Genomic DNA, 17,637 nt, shown 5'->3' with positions numbered 1-17,637 from the left:
CTTGCCATGAAAAAAGCCGCGCCCAGGCACGGCGGGGCCACGAAAAAAGCCGCGTCGAAACGCGGCTTCTTCGGGGTGGGAGGCTGGACAACGACCCAGATCGAATTCGTTACGGCTGCTTCCTTCCGGACCTGACCGGGTTGGCGAGGGACCTGTCCACCGCCAACCTCCCGCCCCCTATATCGACCAAGCCGCGCCATTCGGCAAGGGGGTCGCGCAAATTTCCCGGAAAGCCCTTGCATATCAACGGTTTCGGGTGCGATCCCGGTGGACGGGGGCATCCAGAGGGACGACATTGGCACCATGAAGAAGGCCCGAGGCATCGCGACGATCCCGCTGGCGCCGGCTTTTGCCGTCGCCATGGCCCTGCTCGCGCCCACCCCCGGCCAAGCTGCCGTGACGGCCGACGACGGCGATACCGCCGCCTGCCGCCGCCTCGTCAAGGAGAAGTGGGAGATCCCCCGCACCCTCGATCTCGAAGGCTGTCTCGACCGCCTCGCCGGCTCCCCCTCGCCTTATGACGAGAATGGCTACAAGCTTGCCCTCTGGGGCGACACCTTGCTGGCGAGCGACGGCACCGGCCTCTATCAGTCCGACGACGGCGGCGAAAGCTGGATCGTGGCGCGCCAGCCGGCCGACGTGACCCAGGCCGCCCTGATCCTGGCCCCGGCCGATCCGCCGCCGCTGCGCCCCGCCGTCGACGCCCCGCCCCTGCCCGCGCCGGATGCCGCCGCCGGCGCGTCCCAGGCGGCGCGCTATCGCATGTGGCTGACCCTGGCGCGGCGCTGCGATCCGGACCTGCCGGACGAGGGCACGGCCCTGCGCGATCTGCAGTTCAAGGCGTCGGAATGCGAACGGACCTTGCGCGCACCGCCCGGGCGTGCTTCGACTGCCGGCGATTGAACCCGCCGGAGGTCCAGCCGTCATGACAGAACCCAGCGCCGCGACCACCTTCGCCGGCAATCCCCTCGACCGGGCCGCCGAACGGCGGAAGGACGAAGCCTGGCTGGCGGCGAAGCTGAAATCCGCCGATTCGCTGTTCCTGCCGCTGTGGCGCACCCGCCCCTTCATCATCGAGGACGGCGGCACCCATCAGCTCGGCCTGCTGCGGCCCGGCCTGATCGACGACCTGGTGGCGGCGGCCCCGCCGCCCGTGTTTCTGGGCACCGAGGGTGATTCGGCGGTCTTCGCGGTGGATGTCTCCGCCGGACCCGATCCGGCCCGGGGCGGCACCCTCGCGGGCTTCGGCCGCTTTCAGGACATGCGCGCCGCCGCCATGACCATCGACCCGCGCGACGCCGCCATCGCCGCCCAGGCCAAGGCCATGGTCGACTGGCACGCCCGCCACCGCTTCTGCGCCCAATGCGGCGCGCCGAGCGCGATGGAAGCGGCCGGCTGGTCGCGCCGCTGCACCAATCCCGACTGCGGGGCGGAGCATTTCCCGCGCACCGATCCGGTGGTGATCATGCTGGCGATCCATGGCGACCGCTGCCTGCTCGGCCGCCAGCCGAAATTCCCGCCCGGCTTCTATTCGGCGCTCGCCGGTTTCGTCGAGCCGGGCGAGACCATCGAAGAGGCGGTGCGCCGCGAGGTGAAGGAGGAAGCCGGAATCGACGTCGGCACCGTCACCTATCACGCCACCCAGCCCTGGCCCTTCCCCTCGTCCCTGATGGTCGGCTGCTTCGCCGAGGCGAAGACCGAGGCGATCACGGTCGACGGCGACGAATTGGACGATGCGGGCTGGTTCGACCGCGCGGCCTGCGCCGCCGCCCTCGAAGGCCGCAACCCGGACCTCGCCCTGCCCCCGCCCCTGGCGATCGCGCACCATCTGGTCCGCGCCTGGGTCGAAGGCGAGGTCTGACCGTAAAGCCCCTCACCCCACCCCTCTCCCCGCAAGCGGGGCGAGGGAACCCACTAAAGCCCTCGCCCCTCCGGGGAGAGGCTTGGGTGAGGGGCGAAACACAGCTTTCGGCGAGAGCGCGCCGCTTCAATAATTCTTGGTCCGGAAGGGATGCGCCGGGTAGCAGCCGAGCACGGTGACATTGGTCGAGAAGAAGGCCAGTTCCTCGAAAGCGAGCTGGACCGAGCGGTCGTTCGGATGGCCCTCGATATCGGCGTAGAACTGGGTCGCGGTGAAGCTGCCCTCGATCTGATACGACTCGAGCTTGGTCATGTTGATGCCGTTGGTGGCGAAGCCGCCCAGCGCCTTGTAGAGGGCGGCCGGCACGTTGCGCACCCGGAAGACGAAGGTGGTGACGCTGGCGGCGCCCTGGGGCGGATCGTGTCGGCTGCGCGAGAGCACGATGAAACGCGTCGTGTTGTGGGCCGCGTCCTCGACGTTCGCCGCCAGCGTGTCGAGGCCATAGGTCTCGGCCGCCAGGCTGGAGGCGATGGCGCCGACGGTCGGGTCGTTCCAGAGCGCGACGTCGCGGGCGGCGCCGGCGGTGTCGTCGTGAACCACCGGCGTCAGATGATGCCGGTTCAGGAGGTCGCGGCATTGCGCCAGGGCCATCTGATGGCTGTGCACCGTCTTCAGGCCTTCGAGGGTGGCGCCCTTCGGGGCCACCAACTGGTGCCGGATGCGCAGGAAATATTCCCCGACAATATAGAGATGGGCGCCGGGCAGGAGTTGGTGGATGTCGGCCACGCGGCCGGCCAGCGTGTTCTCGATCGGGATCACGCCATAATCGGCGCGGCCGTCCTTGATCGCCGAAAGCGCCTCGTCGAAGGTCGGGCAGGCGAGCGGCGTCGCGTCCGGAAACAATTCGTTCAGCGCCTGATGGGAGAAGGCGGCGGGCGCGCCCTGATAGGCGACCACGGCATTGCCGACGATGGCGGGATCGAAGGTCATCGGATGCGGCTTTCGATGATGGCGCGGGCCCGCGCGAGGTCTTCCGGCGTATCGACGCCGAGGGGGACGGTATCGACCGCCACCACGTCGATGCGCATGCCGGCCTCGAGCGCCCGCAATTGCTCCAGTTTCTCGCGCTGTTCCAGAGGCGACGGCGGCAGCCGCACGAATCGGGTCAGCGCGTCGCGACGATAGGCGTAAAGCCCGATGTGATGCCAGTGCGCGCCGGCGCCATGGGGCGCCGTCGCCCGCGTGAAATAGAGTGCGCGGCCGACCCCCGTCGCGCCCTGCCAGGCGACCACGGCCTTCACCACATTGGGGTTGGTGCGCTCTTCCTCGATACGGATCTCGGCCGCCAGGGTGGCGATGTCGACCGCGGGATCGGCCATGGGGCGAAGGGCGGCGCGGATCTCGCCCGGATCGATGGTCGGCAGGTCGCCCTGGACGTTGACCACGATCCGCGCCCGCCCCTCGGGATCGGCGATCGCCAGCGCCTCGGCGATGCGGTCGGAGCCGGAGGGCAGGTCGGGCGCGGTCAGCACCGCGCGGCCGCCGGCGGCGGTCACGGCATCCGCGATCTCGGGTTCGGCCGCCGCGACCACCACGGGGCCGACATCCGCCTCCATCGCCCGGCGCCACACCTGAACGATCATGGGCGCGCCGCAGATGTCCGCCAGGGGCTTGCCCGGCAGGCGCGTCGAGGCCATGCGCGCCGGAATCACCACCATCGCCGGAAGAGCTGGGGCGGGGGAATTTTCGCTCATGACGGATTCCTGTGGGACCATTCGACAACGCCTTGGCGGCAAGACGGCACTGCGGCAACATGACACAGAGAAGATCGCGCGCCTTGCCGTCAGTTTCCGAGGCGATCGCGCGACCTTATACGGGTTGCACCTATTGCTTGGAAGCGGCTAATCTCCGCGCGCCTGTCGGGATGTTTCTGGCCCGAACAGAGGGGACGAGGGCACATGGATTCCTTCGAATTCAACAAAATCGCCGGTGCGGTGCTGGGCAGCGTGCTGGTTCTTCTGGTCATCGGCAACATCGGCAATGCGCTCGTCGCGCCGGAGGAGCTGGAAAAGCCGGCCTACGTCGTCGAAGGCGTCGAGGAAGAGGGCAGTGACGGCGCGGCCGTCGCCGAGGCCGCGCCGGAAGACCCGCCGATCGAGACCCTGCTCGCCTCCGCCTCCGCCGAGGCCGGCAAGAAGCAGTTCGTCAAATGCGCGTCCTGCCACACCATCGAGAAGGGTGGTCCGGCCAAGGTCGGTCCGAACCTCTGGGGTGTCGTCGGCGCGAAGCACGGCCACATGGAAGGCTTCGCCTATTCGGACGCGATCAAGAACATCCAGGAACCCTGGGATTACGACTCGCTCTACGAATTCCTGCGCAGCCCGAAGGAATATGCCCCGGGCACCAAGATGGGCTTTGCCGGCCTGAAGAAGCCGGAACAGCGCGCGGACCTGATCGCCTATCTGCGCGAACAGGCGGACAATCCGGCGCCGCTGCCCTGATCGCGGCCGGGCCGGGATGATGACCGGATTTTCCCGTCGCCATTTCCTGGCCCTCGCGGGTTCGGCCCCCCTCGTGGGGGCCTTTCCCTTTTTCGCCCGCGCGCAAACGCCGCCTGACATCGCAGCCCCCGCCGCCACCCACGGCATCGCCATCTACGGCGATCTGAAGTATCCCGCCGGTTTCCCGCATTTCGACTTCGTCCGTCCGGACGCGCCCAAAGGCGGCGATTTGCGACTCGCCACCATCGGCAGCTTCGATTCGCTCAATCCCTTCATATATCTGGGCGATCCGGCCGTTGCCGCCGCCGCCATCTACGACACGCTGACCGTTCAGTCGCCGGACGAGCCCTTCTCCGAATACGGCCTGCTGGCGGAAGCGATCACCGTCGGGCCGGACCGCGCCTATGTCGAATTCGCGCTTCGGCCCGAGGCGCGTTTCCACGACGGCACGCCGGTGACGGCGGCGGACGCGGTGTTCAGCCTGAACGTCCTGCGCGACAAGGGCGCCCCCTTCTACGGCGCCTATTACGCCAATGTCGCCAAGGCCGAAACCTCGGGCGACCATCTCGTCCGCTTCACCTTCGGCACCGGCGGCAATCGCGAATTGCCGCTGATTCTCGGCCAATTGCCGGTGCTGCCGGCCCATTGGTGGGAAGGACGCGATTTCGGCCGGCCCAGCCTGGACGTGCCGCCGGGCAGCGGCGCCTATCGCATCGGCGCCGTCGAGCCGGGGCGCGGCATCACCATCGAGCGCCTGCCCGACTATTGGGGCCGCGACCTGAACGTGAACCGCGGCCGGGACAATTTCGACCGTATCCGCTACGACTACTACCGCGACGAGACCGCGCTCTTCGAAGCCTTCAAGGCGGGCGCCGTCGACGTCCGGCAGGAACGGGTGGCCCGCCTCTGGGCGACGGCCTACGACTTCCCGGCGGTCCGCGACGGCCGCGTGAAGAAGCTGGAGCTGCCGGACAACACGCCGGCCGGCATGCAGGCCTATGTCATCAACACCCGTCGGCCCAAGTTCCAGGACCGCCGCGTGCGTCAGGCGATCGGTCTGTGCTTCGACTTCGAATGGTCGAACAAGGCCCTGTTCTTCGACGCCTACACACGGAACGACAGCTATTTCGCCAATTCGGAAATGGCCGCCACCGGACTGCCGGAAGGTGACGAACTCGCCCTTCTCGAGCCGTTCCGCGACCGATTGCCGGGCGAAGTGTTCACGGAGGTCTTCGAACTGCCGGTCTCGGACGGTTCGGGCCGCGACCGCCGGCTTCTGCTGAAGGCGCGCGACCTGCTGCGCGAGGCGGGCTATCGCGTCGTCGACAAGAAGCTGGTGGACGAGACGGGCGAGCAGCTTTCGATCGAATTCCTGCTGTTCGACGTGACCTTCGACCGGATCACCGATCCCTTCGTCCAGAACCTGCAATTCCTCGGCATCGCCGCCGGCGTTCGCAGCGTCGACCAGTCGGCCTATATCAACCGGCTGAACGATTTCGATTTCGACATGGTCGTCGGCTCGTTCCCGCAGTCGCTGTCGCCCGGCAACGAACAGCGCGACTTCTGGGGCAGCGCCGCCGCCGACGCCAAGGGCAGCCGCAATCTGATCGGGGTGAAGGATCCGGTGGTGGATGCCCTGATCGACGAGGTGATCTTCGCCGAATCGCGGCAAGCCCTGGTCACCGCCTGCCGCGCGCTGGACCGGGTACTGTCCTGGGGCTTCTACGTCGTGCCCCACTGGTATGTCGCGGTCACCCGCATCGCCGCCTGGGACCGCTTCGGCCGGCCCGACACGGCACCCGAATATGGCACCGGATTCCCCGATACCTGGTGGTTCGACCCCGAGAAAGCCGCCAAAGCCGGGGGATAGGCCTTCAAAGCACGAGGCGGCTTGCTATCATCCGGACGATGTCGTCCTTGCTGACCATTCTGTTTCGGACCACGGCCATCCTGCTGTCCCTCGTGACCGCCCTGGCCGTCGCCGCGCCATTGGCCGCCGCGCCGCAGCCCGCCTTCTCGCCCTTCGGCGACACGAAATATCCGCCCGGCTTCGAGCATTTCGACTATGTCGACCCGCAGGCGCCCAAGGGTGGACGGCTGCGCCTCGCCAGCCTCGGCACCTTCGATTCGCTCAATCCCTATATCGTCCGGGGTCTCGCCGTCGTGCCCGCTCACATGGCGCTGACCTTCGACAGCCTGCTGACGCCGAGCCGGGACGAGCCCGACAGCTTCTACCCCCTGCTGGCGAAGAGTATCGACATCGCGCCCGATTTCTCCGCCGTCACCTTCCGCCTGAACCCCGACGCCCGCTTCGCCGACGGCACGCCGGTGACGGCCGCGGATGTGGTGTTCACCGCGACCGCCATGCGCGAGCACGGCGATCCGGACTGGAGCCGGCGGCTCGCCGACATCGCGGCCATCGAGGCGACCGATCCCCTGACGGTCCATGTCCATTTCAAGGCCGCCAATCTCCATACCGTGCCCATCGCCATTTCGACCATGCCGGTGATGTCCGCCGCCTGGTGGCGGGGCCGGGATTTCGAGATGCCGGGGCTCGACGCGCCCCTCGGCTCCGGCCCCTATCGCGTCGCCAGGGTCGACGCCGGCCGTTCCATCACCTTCGAGCGCCGCGCCGACTATTGGGCCCGCGACCTGCCGGTGAACCGGGGGCGTTTCAACTTCGACACGATTTCCGTCGACTATTACCGCGACCGCGACGTGCAGTTCGAAGCCTTCAAGGCCGGTGCCTATGATTTTCGCGAGGAATTCACGGCGCGCATCTGGGCGCGCGGCTATGTCGGGCCGGCCATGGACGCCGGCCTGATCAGGCGCGACCAGGTGGCGGACGAACGCCCGACCGGCATCCAGGCCTTCTTCCTCAACCTGCGGCGCGGGAAATTCGCCGACGTCCGCGTGCGCCGGGCGATCGGCCTCGCCTTCGATTTCGAATGGTCGAACAAGGCGCTGTTCTTCGGCGCCTATGAACGCATGGCCTCGATCTTCGAGAATTCGGTGCTGGCCGCCCACGACAATCCGACCCCGGCCGAATTGTCGCTTCTCGAGATGTATCGCGGCCGGATCCCCGACGCCGTCTTCGGCGGTCCCTACCGCCCGGCCCGGACCGACGGCAGCGGCGTCATCCGCGAACGCCTGAAGGTAGCGCGCGACCTTCTCGCCCAAGCCGGCTGGACCGTTGTCGACAAGCGCCTGGTGAATGGCGCGGGCGAGCCTTTCGCGCTCGAATTCCTGACCTTCGAGCCGGCCTTCGCCCGCATCATCCAGCCGATCATGGACAATCTGAAGCGTCTCGGCATTGCCGTGAGCTACCGCGAGGTCGACATCACCACGTTCCAGACCCGCGTCGACGATTTCGACTTCGACGTGACCTCGGCGCGTTTCATCCTCGATGCGACGCCGACGACGGAGCTACGCGATCTCTGGGGTTCCGGTATGGCCGACGTGCCGGGCAGCCAGAATCTGGGCGGTATCCGCGATCCCGTGGTCGACGCCCTGATCGAACGCATGATCGCCGCCGACAACCGGCGCGATTACATGACCGCCGCCCATGCCCTGGACCGAGTCATCATGTGGAACGACTATTTCATTCCCCAGTTCTACAAGCGCGGCCGCACCATCGCCTGGTGGGACCGTTTCGGCCGGCCCGAGACCGAGCCGGTCTTCGACATCGGCCATATCGACACCTGGTGGTTCGACGCCGCGCGTTCCGCCGCCGTCGACGCCGGAAAGGCGCCTTGATGGGCATTTATCTGCTGCGCCGCCTGCTGCTGATCGTGCCGACCCTGTTCGGCATCATCACCATCAATTTCCTGGTGGTCCAGCTCGCACCCGGCGGCCCGGTGGAACAGATCATCGCGCGTTACACGACCGCCGACAGCGGCATGCAGGGGCGCCTGTCGTCCGGCGGCAACGAGACCTTCTCGTCGACGTCGAGCAGCGGCACGTCGGAACGCTATCGCGGTGCGCGCGGGCTCGATCCCGCCTTCATCGAGAAGCTGGAAAAGCAGTTCGGCTACGACAGGCCGATGGGCGAACGCTTCCTGAAGATGGTCGGCGATTTCCTGCGCTTCGATCTCGGCTCCAGTTTCTTCCAGGCCCGCCCGGTGATCGACCTCGTGCTCGAAAAACTGCCGGTCTCGATTTCGCTGGGGCTGTGGACCACCTTGCTGGTCTACCTCATCTCGATCCCGCTCGGCGTCGCCAAGGCGGTCCGGGACGGCAGCCGTTTCGACGTTTGGACCTCCGGCGTCGTCGTCGTCGGCTATGCGGTGCCGAGTTTCCTGGTCGCCGTCTTCCTGATCGTGCTCTTTGCCGGCGGTTCCTTCTGGTCAATCTTTCCGCTGCGCGGCCTCGTCTCCGACGGTTTCGCCGACATGCCGCTGGGCCGGCAGATCCTCGATTATGCCTGGCACATGGCGCTGCCCGTCCTCTCCATGGTGATCGGCGGTTTCGCCACCCTGACCCTGCTGACCAAGAATTCCTTCATCGACGAGATCGGCAAGCAATATGTCACGACGGCCCGCGCCAAGGGCCTGGGGGAGCGGCGCATCCTCTATGGTCACGTCTTCCGCAACGCCATGCTGATCGTCATCGCCGGCTTTCCCGCCGCCTTCGTCTCGATCTTCTTCACGTCGTCCCTCCTGACCGAGGTGATCTTCTCCCTCGACGGGCTCGGCCTCCTCGGCTTTCAGGCGGCGGAGAAGCGGGATTATCCGATCATCTTCGGCACGCTCTATCTGTTTTCCCTGATCGGGCTTTTGACCTCCATCGTCTCCGACTTCACCTATACGCTGGTCGACCCCCGGATCGATTTCGAGCGGCGCGACTGACGCCATGGCCCGCTTCCAGCTCACGCCCCTGACACGCCGCCGCCTCGCGCGCTTTCGCGCCAACCGCCGGGGCTTCTGGTCGCTGTGGATCTTCCTTGGCCTGTTCGGTCTCAGCCTCTTCGCCGAATTCATCGCCAACGACCGCCCGCTCTATATCGGGATGGAGGGGCAGGCCTATTTCCCGGTCTTCCAGGATTACACCGAGACGGAACTGGGCGGCGACTTCGACACGCCGGCCGATTACACCGCCCCCTTCATGGCCGATCTCTTCGCCGAGAAGGGCGCCACCGTGATCTGGCCCCTGATCCCCTTTTCCTGGGACACGGTGGTGCGCGACGCCGCGCCCTATCCGGCGGCGCCTTCCGCGCGCAACTGGCTCGGCACCGACAACGACGGGCGCGACATCACCGCGACCCTGATCTACGGTTTCCGGATCTCCATCCTCTTCGGCCTGGCCCTGACCGTCGCCTCCAGCGTGATCGGCGTGCTGGCCGGTCTGCTGCAGGGTTATCTGGGTGGGCTGACCGATCTCTTCCTCCAGCGCTTCATCGAGATCTGGTCGGGCATGCCGGTCCTCTATCTCCTCATCATCCTGTCGGCGGTGATCGAGCCCACCTTCATCTGGCTGCTCGGCATCATGCTGCTGTTCTCCTGGATGGAACTGGTCGGCCTCGTCCGGGCGGAGGCGCTGCGGGCGCGGAATTTCGACTATGTCCGCGCCGCCAAGGCCCTGGGCCTGCCCAGCACGCGGATCATGCTGCGCCATGTGCTGCCCAATACGCTGGTCGCCACCGTGACCATGATGCCCTTCGTCATGAACGGTTCGATCGCCACCCTCACCTCCCTCGACTATCTGCGCTTCGGCCTCGAGCAATCGGCGCCGTCCCTCGGCAAGCTGCTGTCCCAGGCCAAGGATCTGGCGGTACAGGCGCCCTGGATCCCGCTGTCGGCCTTCTTCACCGTGGCGATCCTGCTCAGCCTCCTCGTCTTCATCGGCGAGGCTACGCGGGATGCCTTCGACCCGAGGCGCGGGCCATGAGCGATCCCATCCTCTCGATCCGCGACCTCTCGGTGCGCTTTCGCACGGAAAAGGGACCACGCGACGTGGTCGAAGGCGTATCCCTGACCGTCGCCCCCGGCGAGGTCGTGGCCCTGGTCGGGGAGAGCGGGTCCGGCAAATCGGTCACCGCGCTTTCGGTCCTGCAACTGCTGCCCAAGGGGCTGGGCAGCAATCCGGCGGGTTCCATCGTGCTCGACGGCCAGGAAATGGTCGGCGCGGGCGAGACGGTTCTGCGCGCCATGCGCGGCGCCGTCGCCGCCATGATCTTCCAGGAGCCGATGACGGCGCTCAATCCCCTGCACCGGATCGGCCGCCAGATCGACGAGGTGCTGGCGCTCCGCACCAGACTGTCGGCGTCGGAGCGGCGGGTACGGATCGTCGAACTGCTGGCGGAAGTCGGGCTGGAGGCGCTGGCCAGCCGGCTCGACGCCTTTCCCCACGAATTGTCCGGTGGCCAGCGCCAGCGCGTGATGATCGCCATGGCGCTGGCGGGCGAGCCCCGCCTGCTGATCGCCGACGAGCCGACCACCGCCCTCGACGTGACGGTGGAGGCCAGGATCCTCGAACTGCTGGACCATCTGGTGCGCGAGCGCGGCCTCGGCCTCCTTCTGATCACCCATAACCTCAACATCGTGCGCAAACACGCCCACCGCGTCCTGGTGATGCACGAGGGCCGCCTGGTCGAGGACGGCCCGACGGAACGGATCTTCGCCGCCCCCGCGCACGACTACACCCGCCACCTGATCGCGGCGGAGCCGGCGGGCCGCCCGGAACCGGTGGCGGCGGACGCCCCGACGGTGATCGAGGCGGCGGACATCACCGTCTCCTTTCCGCTGAAGCGGAACCTCTTCGGTGTCGCGACGAAATCCCTGGTCGCGGTGCGGGGCGTCGGCCTTGCCATCCGCCGGGGCGAGACCCTGGCGGTGGTCGGCGAAAGCGGCTCGGGCAAGTCGACGCTGGGTTTCGCCCTGCTGCGCCTCCTGAAGTCCGGCGGGCGCATCACCTTCCTCGGCCATGATCTGCGCGCGCTGTCGGGCCGGGCGCTGCGCGACAAGCGCCGGGCCTTCCAGGTCGTGTTCCAGGATCCCTACGGCAGCCTCAGCCCGCGCATGACCATCGGCGAGGTGGTGGGCGAGGGACTTGCGGCCCATGGCATCGAGCCCGACCGGGCGGCCCGGCGTGCCCGGGTTCAGGGGGCGCTGGCCGAAGTCGGCCTGGACCCCGAGATGATCGACCGCTTCCCTCATGAATTCTCGGGCGGGCAGCGCCAGCGCGTGGCGATCGCCCGGGCGCTGGCCCTCGATCCCGATCTCGTGGTGCTGGACGAGCCGACCTCCGCCCTCGACCGCTCGATCCAGCGCCAGATCGTCGAACTGCTGCGCGGCCTTCAGGCACGGCGCGGCTTCGCCTATCTGTTCATCTCCCACGATCTGAAGGTGGTCCGCGCCATGAGCCACCGCATGATCGTGCTGCACCATGGCGAAATCGTCGAACAGGGCATGGTGGAGGACGTCATCGCCGCCCCGCGCGAAGCCTATACCAAGGCGCTGATCGACGCCGCCATGCTGGACGGTTGAGACCCATGCCGCGCTTCGCCGCCAATCTCTCCCTGATGTTCGGCGAATGGGATTTCCTGGACCGTTTCGACGCGGCGGCGGATGCGGGTTTCGAGGCGGTCGAATGCCTCTTTCCCTATGACCATGCGCCCGACGCGATCGCCGGCCGGCTGGCGCGGAACGGCCTGACACTGGCCTTGTTCAACCTGCCGCCCGGCGACTGGGCGGCCGGCGAACGGGGCCTCGCCGCCCTGCCCGGCCGGTTCGACGATGTGCGCAGGGGGATCGAGACCGCCCTGCCCTATGCCGAGGCGACGGGTGTCCACCGTATCCACATGATGGCCGGCATCGCCGAACGCGGCAGTCCCGCCGCCGTCGACGCCTATCGCCGCGCCGTCGGCCATGCCGCCGAAAAGCTGCACGAAAGGAACATCGACCTGATGCTGGAGCCGATCAACCGGCGTTCCATGCCGGGTTACTTCCTGGACGATTTCGGCTTTGCCGAGGACCTGATCCATGGCCTCGGCCTGCCGAACGTCAGACTTCAATTCGACGTCTTCCACCGCCAGATCCTGCACGGCGACGTGACCATGGCGCTGCGCCGCCTGATGCCGATCATCGGCCATGTCCAGATCGCCGGGGTCCCCTCCCGCCACGAACCGGACGGGGAGGAGTTGAACTTCCCCTTTCTGTTCGACGAATTGGACCGGCTGGACTATCGGGGTTGGGTCGGCTGCGAATATGTGCCGCGCGACGGCACGATGGCGGGGCTGGACTGGTTCCGCCGGCGTCAGCCTTCCGCCTGAGCGCCGAACAGGCGCCGGCCGAGCCCGGCCAGGGATGCGGCCAGGCTCCTCTGCGCGCTGTCGCGGCGCCAATAGGCGACGACGGTGTGGCAGGCGCGGGGCAGGCCCAGGTCATCGCGCAGGTGGTCGCGGATGGCGTGAAAGGCCTGATGCTCCACCCCGGCCCAGACCGAGATTTCCGCCGGATCGGCCGGAAAGGCAATGTCGCGCAATCCCCGAAGCAGCAGATCCGTCGTCCCCGCCGCGGCCCCGTTCCGATGCAGCCAGCGGATCGCCGCATCCGCGCCGACGTCGAAGGCCTGTTCGTCCGCCGGCCCGTCGACCTCGATCAGGGCCGTGGCGCGGACACCCGGCGCCAGCCCCTCGACGATGCGCCCGATCGCCGGCAGGCCCGCCTCGTCGCCGAGCAGGAGGCACCAGGGCGCCGCCGTGAAGCCGCCGCCGCCGGGTCCGATGGCGGCGATCCTGTCGCCGGGCCGGGCCGCGGCCCCCCAGGCGGCACCGGGCCCCGGTTCGTCGTGGAGCGCGAAATCGATCTCGATCCGGCCGGCGGCTGCATCGAATCGGCGCACGGTATATTTCCGGGGCGCAATCCCCCCGCCCGCGACCGGCACCATCAGGCGCAGATGCATCTGATCGTCGCGCATGAAACCCGCCACGTCACCGGCGAAGGCGATGCGGCGCATGCGCGGGGTCACGGCCTCGGCACCGGTCACGGTCAGCATCCGTTGCGCCGCCATCAGCCGTCCACCCCCACTGGTGCCGCGAAGCGGAGCACGGCGGAGATCGCGGCGGTCAGGGCGGATTGGTGGTTTTCCCCCTTCAACTCGCGCCATTCCGCGTTCAAGCCGCGTGCCGTCGCCAGGGCGGCGAAATCGCGCGTGTGTTCGATCATCTTGCGACAGATATCGTCGCGCCCCGGCATTTCGTGTTCGGCGACGGCGATGAAGAGGTGGGGCGAAGTTTCGGGCGCCAGCGCCGCGATCCGTTCCGGCGCCGAACGGACGAGACTTTCCGCATCCCACCAGAGGGAGGGGCTGATCGCCGCGATGCGGCGAAAGGCGTCCGGCCGCGCGAGAAAGGCGTGAAGCGCGAAATACCCGCCGAAGGATTGGCCGCACAGGCTGCGGCGCGCCATGTCGAGCGGATAGCGGCGACAGAGTGCCGCCGCCAGCGGCCCGGTCAGGAAGTCGAGGAAGGCGTCGGCGCCGCCCGGCTGGTGCCAGGGCGCGCCCTGCATGAAGCGGTCGGCCAGCTTCGGCGAGGTGTGAGGCGGTAGGAAATCGCGCGCGCGCCGGCCGAGGTTCACCGGCTCCCGCCCCGGATAGCCGATGGCGACGAGGGCGATGGGGCCGACGCCGCTGAAGGCCGGAAAACGCGCCTGGGCCCGAAGCGCATCCGCCGCCGTGCCGATCCAGGCATCCCCGTCCAGCAGATAGAGCACGGGATAGCCGCCAGGCGGCACCGGCGCCGGCGGCAGCATGACGTGGATCCGATGCGGCCCGCCCGGCCCTTCGATCTCATGACACGCGATATCCTCGGCCCCGACGTCCGCCGCCGGCACCAGGCCGTCGCCGGCGATGCTGCGGACCCGGCGGCGGATGGCGGCGTGCTGGTGCCGGCGCACCAGCGTCCGCCCGGCTTCGCGCAGCACCCGTCCGAACATGGTCACCATTTCACGTTCATGCCGAGACCGACCATCCGGCCCCGGCCGACATAGACCCCGGTGACGCCGTCGCGGAACGGCGCCGCGAAGGAGATCGGCCGGGAATCCAGCATGTCGCGGCCGAAGGCATAGAACCCCAGATGTTCCCCCTGCCAGCCGGCGCGGGCATTGACGATGGTATAGGGATCGAGCTTGGCACTGTTGGCGGCATCGGTCTGGCGCGAGCCGACATATTGATAGTCGGCGCCGACGACGAAGGCCCCGGGCAGGCCGGCGAAACCGAGCGGCATTCTGTAGTCGAGGGCGAGATTGACGGTCCAGGTCGGCACCATCGGCACCTTGTTGCCCTTGGCCGCCCCCGCCGCCGCGGAGTCGGCCGTGGTCTCGCCCTGACGCGTCTCGGTGAAGCCGGCGCCGGCCCGGAAGGTCAGCCCCCGCACCGGTTCCGCCAGCAGGCTCGCCTCGAAGCCATAGCTGCGATAGTCCTGATTGGCGAAGAAGATCTGGATCGTATCCGGATCGAAGGAGGCGAGCTGGCCGTCGGTCACGTCGTTGTGGAACAGGCCGAGATCGAGGCGCAGCCAGTCGAGCAGGCCGAGCTTGGCGCCGATCTCGACGGTCTCGGCCCGGGCCGGGCGAAACGGCACGCTTTCGGCCCCTTCGGCGGCATAGGGGGTCAGACGCTCGAATCCGCCGGAGGCGTAACCCCAGGCGACCGAGGCATAGGTCATCACCCGCTCGCCCCATTGCCGCGCCAGGGCGATGCGGCCGGTGACGTAGTCGTCGGAGAATTCGCCGTCCTGATCGAAACTGTCCTCGGTGCCGGGATAGCCGTTGCCGCGAAAGCGGCCCACCAGATGCTGGCTGTCGTGGGCGATGCGGATGCCGCCCGAAAGGCTCCAGCTCTCGAACAGGGGGATGGTGACGTCGGCGAAGCCGGCCCAGGTCTCGCTGTCGATGTCGTTGTCGACCGTGCCGTTCAGCACCGCGAACAGCAGGGTCTGCATGTCGCGGTGGATCTCGTAGTCGGAGCGGAAGTAATTGGCGCCGACCACCCATTGCAGGCCGGCGCCGTCGGGCGCATTGGCGCGGAATTCCTGAAAGAAGATCCGTTCCGTCTCGCCCGTCGCGATCTTGTCCTGATCGGGGTTGGTGAACAGGGCTTCCGGCACGAAATCCAGGATCGGCGGCAGGCCCAGATAGGAGGAATAGAGCAGGGTGTCGCTGAAATCGCCGTCGTTCTGGATGTCGATGTTCTGCAGGCCGGTGATGGCGGTCAGGGTCAGATCCTCCAGCACCTTCTCGATCGTCAGGGTGCCGTGGCCGATCTCGCGCCGGCCGTAGGATTCGGTGTCGGAGGCGCTGACCGGGAAATCCGGCGTCTCGTAGAGCAGATAGGCGGGATTGTCGCGCTCGTCGCGGCTGTAACCGCCCGTGATGTCGATGGTCAGCGTCTCGTCCGGCGTGAAGCGCAGGCTGGCGCGGCCGGCGCCCAGTTCGACGCCGCCTTCGGTACCGCCGGTGATCACATTGGAAATGTCGCCGTCGTAGTTTTGCCAGCGCACGACCGCGCGCCCGGCCAGCACGTCGGCCATGAGCCAGCCCGCCGTCATGGCCTGCACCAGGCTGTAGCCGTCGCTGCCGGTCTCGAGGTCGATGCGGCTTTCGGCGAAACCGTCGGCCGGCATGGTGACGACATTGATACCGCCGGCCATGGCGTTTCGTCCGAAGGCCGTGCCCTGAGGCCCATGCAGCACTTCGACCTGCTGCACGTCCATCAGCACCGGCGCGAAACCGGCAAGGCTGCTGGGGACGCCGTCGACCGAAAATCCCACCGTATTGTCGAGGGAATTGAGCGGGGAGCCGAGACTGGCGACGCCCCGCATGGTCGCATAGGCCTCCCCCGCCCGTGACAGGTCGACGAAATTGCCCGTGGGCGACTGGCGCATGATCTCGGCCCCGGGGTCGAGCGCGGCGGGGGAAATCCGCTCGGGCGGCAGGATCGTCACGGAGGCCGGCATGCGGTCTTCCGCCGTATCCTGGCGCGTCGCGCTGACCGTCACCACGTCGAGGACGGTGGGCTCTTCCGCCGTGACCGCATCCCCGGCCACCGCATTCTCGGCCACCGCATTTTGGGCCCATGCCGCGACGCCGGCGCCGAGGACGATGCCGACGGCGGTGCCCGACATCAGGATGAGGAAGGTCGATCGGTCCATGGACGCAACATCTGATAATGACTATCAGATGCAAGTCTAGCGGGCGATGGCGCGGCGCGGAACGCCGCGCCCTGTCGCGGGACACAGAAACACTGTCGCCAGAAGCAGGTCAGGCGCGGCGGACGTGCTGTCCGGGCGGATGGCCGAAATGGCGGCGATAGGCGGCGCTGAAGGCGGCCGGGCTGGCGAAGCCGACGCGATAGCCCGCCTCGGCGACGCCGAGGCCGTGTTCTGTCAGCAGCAGGCAGGCGATCTCCAGCCGGCGGCGGCGGACATAGCCGAAGATGGTGGTGCCGAGGACGGCGCGGAAATGATCCTGCAGGCTGGTGACGTTGACCCCGACCCGGCGCGCCAGGTCCAGGGTCTTGGGCGGTGCCACAAGAGAGTCGTCCAGGATGGCGCGGGCCGCCGCCACCCGTTCGTAGGAGCGCCGGCCGATCCGCGCGATATGGCGCCGCTCCTCGCCCAGCAGGCTCGCCACCTCGACCACCAGGGAGAGCGTGTTGCTTTCCAGGAACATCTGGCCCAGCGGGCCGCCATAGGGATGGTCCAGGCCCCGGCGCGCCAGATCGGCGAGACGGGGCGACGGCGCGAGACGCCGGATGCCGCCCGCCCGCAGCAGATCGCCGAGGCCGGCGATGCCGTCGTCGTCCACCAGGGCGCCGAAGCGATCGAAGAAGGCGGGCGCCAGCACGAAGCCCGACAGGCGGCTGTGCTGGCCCTGGCGCCAGGCCCGGCTGCAGCGCACCGGCCCGTCGAAGCCGATGACCATGGCCTGTCCCCTCTCCTGCTCGACCGTGCCCTGCCCCCTGATCTCCATCCGATCCGCCGCCCCGCCCAGATGCAGGCCGAAGACCAGGGAGCGGTCGACATCCATGGCCATTTCGCCGTCGTCGGCATAGGTGATGTCGTGACAGGTGGCGACAAGGCCGGGCTGCACTTCCGTCGCCGCGATGCGGCCCGAAAACAGCGGCGTTTCCATCGCCATGTCGGCCGGGACCTCCGGCGCCACCCGAACCGCGAGTTCGGCCGCTTCCCGCATCAGTTCGGAAAGGGAGAAGACGTCGGGGGCGGGGCGGTGCCGGGCGGTCATCGCGTCTCCATCGTCGGGGCGCAAGGGGCCC

15 protein-coding genes and 1 other RNA gene are annotated in these 17,637 nt (G+C 68.1%); 9 read left to right on the top strand and 7 right to left on the bottom strand.

Features of this window, described 5'->3' with window-relative positions; all coding sequences use genetic code 11:
* Nucleotides 1–74: 74 nt before the first annotated feature.
* Nucleotides 75–172: signal recognition particle sRNA small type (ffs, locus tag L2U69_RS09240), an RNA gene on the bottom strand.
* Nucleotides 173–303: 131 nt separating this feature from the next.
* Between ffs and L2U69_RS09235 the strand changes: the two genes are divergently transcribed.
* Both L2U69_RS09235 and nudC read left to right on the top strand, forming a co-directional pair.
* A complete protein-coding gene (locus tag L2U69_RS09235; RefSeq protein ID WP_236106521.1) occupies nt 304–903 on the top strand; it encodes a hypothetical protein in 600 nt (199 codons plus the stop codon).
* Nucleotides 904–925: 22 nt separating this feature from the next.
* Nucleotides 926–1,861, top strand: a complete 936-nt coding sequence (nudC, locus tag L2U69_RS09230; RefSeq protein ID WP_236106520.1) for an NAD(+) diphosphatase — start codon at nt 926–928, stop codon at nt 1,859–1,861.
* A gap of 126 nt (nt 1,862–1,987) precedes the next feature.
* On the opposite strand, the gene L2U69_RS09225 is transcribed toward nudC, so the two are convergent.
* Both L2U69_RS09225 and L2U69_RS09220 read right to left on the bottom strand, forming a co-directional pair.
* Entirely contained in the window at nt 1,988–2,851 is an 864-nt protein-coding gene (locus L2U69_RS09225; protein ID WP_236106519.1) for a prephenate dehydratase, read from the bottom strand.
* Nucleotides 2,848–3,615, bottom strand: a complete 768-nt coding sequence (locus L2U69_RS09220; protein ID WP_236106518.1) for a 3-deoxy-manno-octulosonate cytidylyltransferase — start codon at nt 3,613–3,615, stop codon at nt 2,848–2,850. Before L2U69_RS09220 ends, L2U69_RS09225 begins: the two co-directional genes overlap by 4 nt.
* 204 nt (nt 3,616–3,819) lie before the next feature.
* On the opposite strand from L2U69_RS09220, the gene L2U69_RS09215 reads away from it, so the two are divergent.
* From L2U69_RS09215 to otnI, 7 genes are read left to right on the top strand one after another with little or no spacing between them, the layout of a single operon-like run.
* Nucleotides 3,820–4,362: a c-type cytochrome gene (locus L2U69_RS09215; RefSeq protein WP_236106517.1), complete on the top strand. Its 543-nt coding sequence runs from the start codon at nt 3,820–3,822 to the stop codon at nt 4,360–4,362.
* A 19-nt stretch (nt 4,363–4,381) separates the two neighbouring features.
* Nucleotides 4,382–6,232: an extracellular solute-binding protein gene (locus tag L2U69_RS09210; RefSeq protein WP_236106516.1), complete on the top strand. Its 1,851-nt coding sequence runs from the start codon at nt 4,382–4,384 to the stop codon at nt 6,230–6,232.
* Nucleotides 6,233–6,279: 47 nt separating this feature from the next.
* Nucleotides 6,280–8,118: an extracellular solute-binding protein gene (locus tag L2U69_RS09205; RefSeq protein ID WP_236106515.1), complete on the top strand. Its 1,839-nt coding sequence runs from the start codon at nt 6,280–6,282 to the stop codon at nt 8,116–8,118.
* Nucleotides 8,118–9,209 carry a microcin C ABC transporter permease YejB gene (locus tag L2U69_RS09200; protein WP_236106514.1) on the top strand — a complete coding sequence of 364 codons (1,092 nt, stop codon included), beginning with the start codon at nt 8,118–8,120 and terminating at the stop codon, nt 9,207–9,209. The genes L2U69_RS09205 and L2U69_RS09200 overlap by 1 nt, the downstream gene beginning before the upstream one ends.
* Before the next feature lie 4 nt (nt 9,210–9,213).
* On the top strand, nt 9,214–10,248 hold the full coding sequence (locus L2U69_RS09195; RefSeq protein WP_236106513.1) for an ABC transporter permease: 1,035 nt from the start codon (nt 9,214–9,216) through the stop codon (nt 10,246–10,248).
* Nucleotides 10,245–11,846, top strand: coding sequence for an ABC transporter ATP-binding protein (locus L2U69_RS09190; protein WP_236106512.1), 1,602 nt, complete (start codon nt 10,245–10,247; stop codon nt 11,844–11,846). Before L2U69_RS09195 ends, L2U69_RS09190 begins: the two co-directional genes overlap by 4 nt.
* Nucleotides 11,847–11,851: 5 nt before the next feature.
* Nucleotides 11,852–12,631, top strand: coding sequence for a 2-oxo-tetronate isomerase (gene otnI, locus L2U69_RS09185; protein ID WP_236106511.1), 780 nt, complete (start codon nt 11,852–11,854; stop codon nt 12,629–12,631).
* Here the strand turns inward: otnI and L2U69_RS09180 are convergent.
* The 4 genes from L2U69_RS09180 to L2U69_RS09165 all read right to left on the bottom strand — a co-directional run bounded on the left by L2U69_RS09180 (nt 12,616) and on the right by L2U69_RS09165 (nt 17,606).
* Nucleotides 12,616–13,371: a siderophore-interacting protein gene (locus L2U69_RS09180; protein WP_236106510.1), complete on the bottom strand. Its 756-nt coding sequence runs from the start codon at nt 13,369–13,371 to the stop codon at nt 12,616–12,618. The genes otnI and L2U69_RS09180 overlap by 16 nt on opposite strands.
* A complete protein-coding gene (locus tag L2U69_RS09175; RefSeq protein ID WP_236106509.1) occupies nt 13,371–14,306 on the bottom strand; it encodes an alpha/beta hydrolase in 936 nt (311 codons plus the stop codon). The genes L2U69_RS09180 and L2U69_RS09175 overlap by 1 nt, the downstream gene beginning before the upstream one ends.
* The gene (locus L2U69_RS09170) at nt 14,300–16,513 is read right to left on the bottom strand and encodes a TonB-dependent receptor (protein WP_236106508.1); all 2,214 of its coding nucleotides are present in this window, start codon (nt 16,511–16,513) and stop codon (nt 14,300–14,302) included. Before L2U69_RS09170 ends, L2U69_RS09175 begins: the two co-directional genes overlap by 7 nt.
* A 109-nt stretch (nt 16,514–16,622) precedes the next feature.
* Entirely contained in the window at nt 16,623–17,606 is a 984-nt protein-coding gene (locus tag L2U69_RS09165) for a helix-turn-helix transcriptional regulator (protein ID WP_236106507.1), read from the bottom strand.
* Between the last annotated feature and the right edge of the window lie 31 nt (nt 17,607–17,637).

Source organism: Zavarzinia marina (genome assembly GCF_021568905.1).
Taxonomy (GTDB): domain Bacteria; phylum Pseudomonadota; class Alphaproteobacteria; order Zavarziniales; family Zavarziniaceae; genus Zavarzinia; species Zavarzinia marina.
Note: the sequence above shows the minus strand (reverse complement) of the source record. Positions and strands in the feature narration are given on the sequence as shown.